The organism is Clostridium sardiniense (assembly GCF_016907995.1).
GTDB classification, from domain to species: Bacteria; Bacillota; Clostridia; order Clostridiales; family Clostridiaceae; genus Clostridium; species Clostridium sardiniense.
This window is the reverse complement of the sequence record NZ_JAFBDA010000027.1, coordinates 35,451-42,047: the sequence shown is the minus strand read 5'-3', so window position 1 is coordinate 42,047 and position 6,597 is coordinate 35,451. Positions and strand designations below refer to the sequence as shown.

Annotated in this window: 8 protein-coding genes and 1 pseudogene; 1 reads left to right on the top strand and 8 read right to left on the bottom strand. The window is 23.4% G+C overall.

What is annotated here, in order from left to right; genetic code table 11:
• Nucleotides 1-186: 186 nt before the first annotated feature.
• The 4 genes from lepB to JOC62_RS16255 all read right to left on the bottom strand — a co-directional run bounded on the left by lepB (nt 187) and on the right by JOC62_RS16255 (nt 4,492).
• Nucleotides 187-687 (bottom strand): signal peptidase I, encoded by a 501-nt coding sequence (gene lepB, locus JOC62_RS16270; protein ID WP_204596350.1) that lies wholly within the window; start codon nt 685-687, stop codon nt 187-189.
• A 1,060-nt stretch (nt 688-1,747) separates the two neighbouring features.
• A complete protein-coding gene (locus JOC62_RS16265; protein ID WP_204596349.1) occupies nt 1,748-2,245 on the bottom strand; it encodes a hypothetical protein in 498 nt (165 codons plus the stop codon).
• Between the two features lie 831 nt (nt 2,246-3,076).
• The gene (locus JOC62_RS16260) at nt 3,077-3,247 is read right to left on the bottom strand and encodes a hypothetical protein (RefSeq protein WP_204596348.1); all 171 of its coding nucleotides are present in this window, start codon (nt 3,245-3,247) and stop codon (nt 3,077-3,079) included.
• A 180-nt stretch (nt 3,248-3,427) separates the two neighbouring features.
• Nucleotides 3,428-4,492, bottom strand: a complete 1,065-nt coding sequence (locus tag JOC62_RS16255; RefSeq protein ID WP_204596347.1) for a hypothetical protein — start codon at nt 4,490-4,492, stop codon at nt 3,428-3,430.
• Between the two features lie 124 nt (nt 4,493-4,616).
• On the opposite strand from JOC62_RS16255, the pseudogene JOC62_RS19495 reads away from it, so the two are divergent.
• Nucleotides 4,617-4,883, top strand: a pseudogene (locus JOC62_RS19495) (IS1/IS1595 family N-terminal zinc-binding domain-containing protein); the annotation flags it as partial.
• Between the two features lie 53 nt (nt 4,884-4,936).
• Here the strand turns inward: JOC62_RS19495 and JOC62_RS19235 are convergent.
• The 4 genes from JOC62_RS19235 to JOC62_RS16245 form a co-directional block, all read right to left on the bottom strand.
• The gene (locus JOC62_RS19235) at nt 4,937-5,314 is read right to left on the bottom strand and encodes an amidoligase family protein (protein ID WP_243425097.1); all 378 of its coding nucleotides are present in this window, start codon (nt 5,312-5,314) and stop codon (nt 4,937-4,939) included.
• An 82-nt stretch (nt 5,315-5,396) separates the two neighbouring features.
• Nucleotides 5,397-5,636: a hypothetical protein gene (locus tag JOC62_RS19230; RefSeq protein ID WP_243425096.1), complete on the bottom strand. Its 240-nt coding sequence runs from the start codon at nt 5,634-5,636 to the stop codon at nt 5,397-5,399.
• A gap of 113 nt (nt 5,637-5,749) precedes the next feature.
• The gene (locus JOC62_RS19225; RefSeq protein WP_221858685.1) at nt 5,750-5,869 is read right to left on the bottom strand and encodes a putative holin-like toxin; all 120 of its coding nucleotides are present in this window, start codon (nt 5,867-5,869) and stop codon (nt 5,750-5,752) included.
• A 100-nt stretch (nt 5,870-5,969) separates the two neighbouring features.
• Nucleotides 5,970-6,503 carry a hypothetical protein gene (locus JOC62_RS16245; RefSeq protein WP_204596346.1) on the bottom strand — a complete coding sequence of 178 codons (534 nt, stop codon included), beginning with the start codon at nt 6,501-6,503 and terminating at the stop codon, nt 5,970-5,972.
• Nucleotides 6,504-6,597 lie beyond the last annotated feature (94 nt).

The window sequence follows — 6,597 nt, the reverse complement described above, 5'->3', positions numbered from 1 at the left end:
CTATATAAGTTTAGTTGTATACTAGTAAATCTGCAATTAACATATTATATTAATAAAATAGATTTTTAATTTATTTATTATTTTATTAAACAAATTTTCAAATACTTTATTTAATTAAAAGACTAGATCAATTAATTTTATCTAGTCTTTTAATACTATATCTTAATTTCTATAACTACATATCTTTTAAGTTAAAAAACCAATATTATTTAATGGCCATATCCTAAAATAAGCTTTTCCAATTATATTATCTCCGTTTATGTAAGGACTGCTCCAAAAACGTGAATCATCAGAATTCGCTCTATTATCCCCTAAAAAGAAGTACTCCCCCATTGGAACTTTATACGTTCCTTCAAAATTCATATTATTTCTTACATACGGTTCATCTAATTTTTTACCATTTACATATACCGAAGTTCCATTAATATTTATCTCATCTCCTGGTAATCCTATAAGTCTTTTTATTAAATCTTCATGAAGTTCATTAGACTTAAATATTATAATATCTCCTCTATTTAGATGACTGGTGCTATACACTCTAGTTGCTAAGATTCTATCTCCAGGATTTAAAGTCGGTATCATTGATCCACTAGGTATATAAGCTGTAAATATTAAAAATTTATTTATTAACACTGTAACAACTATAATTACTAATATTTCTAATATATTTTTTGCTTTAGCTTTCATATGAACTTCTCCTTTTATATTAAATAATATTATTTGATATAATATCATATTTATTTTTTGATACATATGACTTTTATCATTTTATAAATAAATTAAATACCTTATAATAGTACTGTCTCATTATTAATATATTACATAATAAAAAGATAGCTTTTTTTATTTGGCTATCTTTTTATTTTAACTGTTATGTAATATATATTTTTTTAATTTATAGCATACTATATTCGGCAAATTATACCTATTTTTCAATAATGAATTTTTATTATCATTACTATATTTTCACTTAATTTATGTAAATTTGATATGAATATAATTATTTTTTATTAAAATATTGTGAGCATAATAGAAAAAATCCATAATAAAGTTCCATATAAGATAATTAATATAAATAATAATGTAATCAAATTAAACATATTACCTGGCTTCTTAGTTCCATTGTATTTTTTTTTCACATTTCATTCTCCTTTCTTATCAAATAATTATATTGGATATATTATCATATCTATTTTTTCATACATATGATTTTTATCATTTATTTTTATATTGTATAGATATATAATTTAATCATTAATTAAATTATTTTACGCTTTTTAAGTGACCCCTTATCAAAAAAGAACTTCATTTTATTAAAATGAGGTTCTTTTTAATTCTATATATAATTTAATTTTTATCTATATAACTTTATATGAATAATTAAACCTAATACATTTAATTATATTAATTAATCGCCATTATATTATCACTATTTTATTTTCAAAAATAAATGCAAATAAAAAATAATACGAAGTGTTTAATTGAAGTTTTATGTAAATCTTAATTAGTGATTTAAAAGATTACAATTCATCTCTTTATCCGCTAGATACTAAATCTTATTACAGATAAAAGCTAAAAGGATTTTTCAGCTCCTTTTCTTTTATTTAGTTTTTATTTATTTTTCCTAAATCTTTCTTTTAAAATATATTTAACCAACTTTTTAGATGTTGTATAATTTATTTTGTCACTAAAAAAGTTCTAAAGTTTTTCTTTAGAACCCTTTTACTATCAATATTTAAAACCAATTTCAATTAAGGCCTGTGAAATTTGAATTTTCTTCTTTTAAAAGCTTTTTTATATATTCATTTGGAGGGTATGCAAAATCATTTTCTATTTCATTTAAACTATTTATACTATTTCCAAATAAACTATATTGTAAACGATACACCTCTGTTTGATTAAATTTAGAAATTTTAGGAGAATACGTACAAGAATATTGTATTTCACAATCTTTAATTTTTACATCTTTATAATTTTTACCCTCTTTTTTTAATTTTTCTTTCCATCTTTCAAAATCTTTTTTTGTTGTAAAATATTTTGAATACTCCTTTTCAGAATCTCCTATCATACCCCATTCCTTAATTGGGGTAATTACTAAAATTTCACTTAAAGGTATATTAGCTTTTTCAGTAATAAATTTATCTATTTTTTTATCAGCATCCATTTTTTTTAAATACCCTTTGCCCACAAAAAAAATTATAATCCCAACTATAATAATTAAAATTATTAATAACTTTTTTTTCATATTTTATTCCCCCTAATATGTTCCAACTTTATAAGGCGCATATTTTCCTGTAAACACATTTGGTAATGCATTTGGTCATACCCAAGATAGATTAACCATGTTTTCTTTTATAACAGATGCACTACCACTTCCCCAGTAATATGATTGAAAAACTAATTTTGAACAATAATTAGGATTTTTAGTTGTTAATCTCGATGTAATTCTATAATCAATATGTATATTTTTATGATATCCACCTGTAGAATTCTAAAATGTCCTATCAGCATAATTAGCACATTTATTAGCCATATTTCTATCAGGTACACGCCATATCTGTATCCAACTATCAATATTTTTTGCAGGTTTTGCTCCTTGTTCTCCAATTCCCCATAACCAATTATATTTACTAATAACTAATTTTACATATCTTAATATCTAAATATCTTTCCATTTTTCTTTAGCAATTTTTTTGCTTATATCTATAACATACATTGTATATAATATACATATAGCTGCTATGATAAAACTTACTACTACCCCCTAATACTATTAAAATTATAAAAAACCACCAATAACGTCACTGATACAACAAATATAACTCTAATTTTCTTTAATATCTTTATTCATTTAAAATATATATCCTTTAATTTTGGAGCTTTTTTTTGTTAATTTTTTCATAACATATCCACTTTCCTTATTTCTTATTAATTATAGTTTATTATAACGCCATTAATATAACCATAAAAGGCCATATTCTTTTCGATAAACTCAAATCCAATTTAAATTACTTTTACAACAATTATTATTATACTAATCCAATTTTCATCAAACTATCTTTTGACTTTACAATTGCTATTGCCGCTTTACTTTAACTAAATCATTTATTGATATATTATTTAAATAAGCACTAAGAAAGATTTCTTTTTCATCATTATCTAAAATATTAGGTAGTTCTATAACCAAATTATCTTTACTAAACTCCCTATCTGATATGTCTTCAAAATAATCATTTAAAAATAACATAGTTTAATCTCTCATCAAATGTTACAAAGCCTTTATTATTTTTATAATCTTTAAGCAATAATTTTTGATACATTTTCTTATATATCCATTTAAATTATTTTTCTCGTTTTTTACATTTTTTAACTTTTTGAACCAATTTATTAATATTTTTCGTTTTTTATGTTTTTATTCATTTCTAATCTATAGTATAGCTTTTACAGTATCTGCTACAGAATACTTTTGATGATTTAGTCTACGATATATATCCCAATCTGGATTATCCTCCCCCATTGTAAGACCAGTTGGCCCCCAAATAATATATGCTACTCCCTTAGCTTTTATATATCTTTTTCTACCTACACTATCCATATGATCTTCATCATCCATTGGACTTCTTTTAGTTACAGCAAATAAAAAGCCTTGTCTTAAATTTGGATTGCTTTTTTTATGCTTTACACTTAAATATATACCATCATTATCAGATTTTATTGTATAAAGATCATTCCAACTAGCTGGAATTGTCATTTGTAATCCTAATTCATTATTTACATACACATAGGACTTAGACTGATTTTTATTAGAGTTACTATTACTACCTTTTTCATTTTTTGAATTAATATTTGTTTCTTTTTTCTTAGGTGTATTTTGTTTTACAATTTCTTCTTCTTTTTTCTTTTGTTCTAACTCCTTTTGTTTTTTCTCTTTAAGTAACTTTTCTTCTCTCTTTTTCTCATCTATTTTTTTGTTTAATGAATCTTCTAAATCTATTACTTTTTTGACTTGATCAGTAGTTAAATGTTCATTTTTTATATTATCTATTCCTTTTTTAGCCTCTTCTAACTTTCCATCACTAATTAATTTATGTACTTTATCTAAATTGTTATTAAATTGTTTTATTTCTTCTAATCTTTTATTTATACTACTTTTTAAATTTTCAATTTCATTTTTTATATCATAATTACTATATTCTTTTGGAATATTTAACACTTCTTCATTAGCCTTATTAATTTTCCCATCATCAAATAATTTTTTAGCAGTTTCAAAATCACTTATGATCTCTATTAGTAATTTCGCTTCTGAATTATTTGAATTCTCCTTCAAAACTACTTCCAATTCATTTTTAGCTTCATTATATTTTCCTGAATTCAAGTAATTCATAGCTAAATCCATCTGTTCTTTAACTTTATTACTACATCCAGAAAAAAATAAAATTCCACTCAAAAAAACTGCTGATATAATTGATATTTTTTTTAATTTTCTCTTCATAATATGCCCCCTCATTGTAAAGTACGTTCTGTTAATTTATATGAACATCGCTCTTCTTAACCTAAGGAAATACACTAAGTTTGACTAGACCACAATATACTCCCCACAAAAAGAGAAAAAAGCAATGAACAAAACTAATTTAAAATATCCTCACTGTCATTCGATTAAACTATATAAGTTTGGCTTTGATAAGCAGGCTAATCAATAATATCAATGTAAAAATTGTAACCGTCAATTCGTCTTGTAGACGGTATTGGAAAGGTTAAATCCAATTATCCAAGATACCAAAATGCGATAAAAAACTTATTTATATCATAAATATAAACATTACAATCTCTATAAATGCTGCAATATAAAGTGTACTCATATAATTATTAATCATCATAACTTAACAGAATCTAAATTTTAATTAATTTATGAAACATCATCTGATATTATTATACACTAAACTCTAAAAATTCTAAAATTTTCATCTCCATTCATTCTTTTTAAATACATTATTATTGCATCCTTATCTTTTTTTCTTGAAAAAGCTATATCTATAAATCTCATCATTTTATCCTTTATTCTTGTCACTGTAGCTATAGCAGAAGCTTTTAATATGTTACCTCTTTTTTTATAGTTTTCATCATCTGCATCTCTAAATCTTGCCTTTTCATATGCATTAATTATTCCTGCTGCCATTTTTATATTTGCCCGGATTTGCTTATAATTTAATGATCCGTTAAAATAACGAAATTCTACTGTATGAGCTCTTCTTGTTGCTATATTTTTTAAATTTATTTCATAGAATCTATTCATTCCTGATAATCTAGATTCCATTCCTTTAACCTCCTCATCAGATTCTAAGTTACATCGCATATTTTTAGTGCCAGAAGCTACTCTACTAAATTTCGTGTACTGTTTAACCTGTCCTAAATCGCCTCATGAAGCTACATATACCTTCTTCATAATTTTCTATTGTCTTAAAAAACCTTCTCCACCTTTGTCTTTCAGTATCTAATTTATTCATTTCAACATGAACATGACCACCACAATATTGATATACTCTTTCTCCATGTCTTTTGGCTACATCACATATGGCTTTTATTTGTCTCCTTGTCTCAGAAGTATCACTTGAAATTAGAGAAACTAATACCCTCATAGCAGATGGTATCCTAAATACAAAAAGTAGAGCGCTTCTAACACTCTACTAGAATATAAATTAAAGTTGCTTATGCAACTAATATCACTATAATATTATTAAAATAGTAGCACTCAATTTCGGTCAAGGGCTACTATTTTTTTGTTATTTTTTATAAATATGACTATAAACGTTAATAATGCTAGTAAAAACATTCCATCATTAAATAATAACCTTAACTTACCAATACTCATATCTATCACTCCCGTTCAAAAAAGGTATGATAATCAGTAGCACATAACAATCTTTAATTTATCTCTTTTGATTTTATTATAATATCCTTTTATTTTTTATTTATCCTATCTCATTTAAATACACTTCATAATTATATTTTCTTAATGCATCTATAATCTTTTTTGATAATTCATAATTTCTTTTAGCTGCATATGTAGAAACATTAAATGTTATTTCATTATTAGTCTTATCTACATAATAAAATAAAACCTTTACATTATTATATTTTATAGAAACTTCAATATATTTTAAATTTTGTGTATCTATAATTTTATAAATAGTACCTATATACTCATCATTAATATAAATAACTGGATTAACAAAAAAAATTAATGGTACATAATATATAAACCAAATATTATAATAATCATTATTTTTACTAAATAGATTATAAACTAATATAATAAAGCTAATAATCACTAATGGAATAACAAAAAAATTTATCCATCTATTCCAATTACCTTTATTTATATTATTTAAATTTATAACTGTAAATGATCTATTGGTTAATTTCATTTTACTTCGTAATAATAAATATAAAACCAATAAATTTAACATTATTATAATTAGATTAATAACCATCTTAAATTCCATATTTACATCCCCCTACCCCATGGAATACAACTTTTTATCTTCAGTTATACATTTTTCTATATTTTTTAGTTCAATATTAGCATCTTCTAAAGAT

What these genes read in the sequence shown, in the direction of transcription:
- lepB (WP_204596350.1), bottom strand. Translation starts at nt 687, where the DNA reads ATGAAAGCTAAAGCAAAAAATATATTAGAAATATTAGTAATTATAGTT.
- JOC62_RS16265 (WP_204596349.1), bottom strand. Translation starts at nt 2,245, where the DNA reads ATGAAAAAAAAGTTATTAATAATTTTAATTATTATAGTTGGGATTATA.
- JOC62_RS16260 (WP_204596348.1), bottom strand. Translation starts at nt 3,247, where the DNA reads ATGTTATTTTTAAATGATTATTTTGAAGACATATCAGATAGGGAGTTT.
- JOC62_RS16255 (WP_204596347.1), bottom strand. Translation starts at nt 4,492, where the DNA reads ATGAAGAGAAAATTAAAAAAAATATCAATTATATCAGCAGTTTTTTTG.
- JOC62_RS19235 (WP_243425097.1), bottom strand. Translation starts at nt 5,314, where the DNA reads ATGGAATCTAGATTATCAGGAATGAATAGATTCTATGAAATAAATTTA.
- JOC62_RS19230 (WP_243425096.1), bottom strand. Translation starts at nt 5,636, where the DNA reads ATGAGGGTATTAGTTTCTCTAATTTCAAGTGATACTTCTGAGACAAGG.
- JOC62_RS19225 (WP_221858685.1), bottom strand. Translation starts at nt 5,869, where the DNA reads ATGAGTATTGGTAAGTTAAGGTTATTATTTAATGATGGAATGTTTTTA.
- JOC62_RS16245 (WP_204596346.1), bottom strand. Translation starts at nt 6,503, where the DNA reads ATGGAATTTAAGATGGTTATTAATCTAATTATAATAATGTTAAATTTA.